Raw genomic sequence first — 801 nt, forward strand, 5'->3', positions numbered from 1 at the left:
GTCCTTCATCATCGGCGTCGCAGGCGTCATCTGGGCCTTCGCCTATCTGAGGACCGTCGAGCCGGACGGCTTCGATCTCGATCGGTCGTTCCAAATCCTGTTCATCATCATCATCGGCGGGCTGGCTTCGATCCGCGGCGCGTTTTTCGGCGCCGCCCTCATCGTGGTTTTCCCGCTCGCTCTGTCGCGCCTCGGCGGCTTCCTGCTCGGCGATCTCTTCGATTCGGGCGTGCTCGACATGAGCCAGCGCATCGTTCTGGGCGCGCTCATCATCCTGTTTCTGATCCTTGAGCCCGACGGGCTGGTGGCGCTGTGGGACAGGGTCCGAAGACGGCTCCTGTTCGCCTGGCAGTCGACTTGAGCTGATGCATTGAAAATGAATCCCATCGGAAAATGAACAAGGGGCCGAACAAGACGGCCCATACCGGGAGTACCTCGACCATGACTTTCCTCAGCACAATCAAGGCGGCGGCGTTGTCCGCGGCGATGATCGTGTCGGTGGCCTTGCCCGCCGCGCACGCCGACGAACAATATTTTCCGCTGCAGAGCTATCGCGTCGGGCCTTACGCGGCCGGCGGCACCGGCTTCTTCGGCGGCTTCATCGACTATCTCAACCTCATCAACATCCGCGACGGCGGCGTCAACGGCGTCAAGCTGACCTGGGACGAATGCGAGACCCAGTACGAGGTCGAGCGCGGCGTCGAATGCTACGAGCGGCAGAAGAGCCATGCCGGCGCCGCCGCCTGGAACCCGCTCTCGGTCGGCATCGCCTATGCCATGATTGACCGCATCACCGCCGAC

General features: G+C 62.8%; 1 protein-coding gene and 1 pseudogene. Both read left to right on the forward strand.

Going from position 1 to position 801, the window contains the following annotated elements:
- A pseudogene (locus ENZ75_RS33225) lies at nt 1–361 on the forward strand (branched-chain amino acid ABC transporter permease); the annotation flags it as partial.
- An 80-nt stretch (nt 362–441) separates the two neighbouring features.
- Nucleotides 442–801: ABC transporter substrate-binding protein (locus ENZ75_RS33230; protein ID WP_164888243.1), on the forward strand; the 360-nt coding region annotated here is incomplete at its 3' end.

This window comes from Mesorhizobium sp. M7A.F.Ca.CA.002.04.1.1, assembly GCF_004022805.1.
Taxonomy (GTDB): Bacteria; Pseudomonadota; Alphaproteobacteria; order Rhizobiales; family Rhizobiaceae; genus Mesorhizobium; species Mesorhizobium ciceri.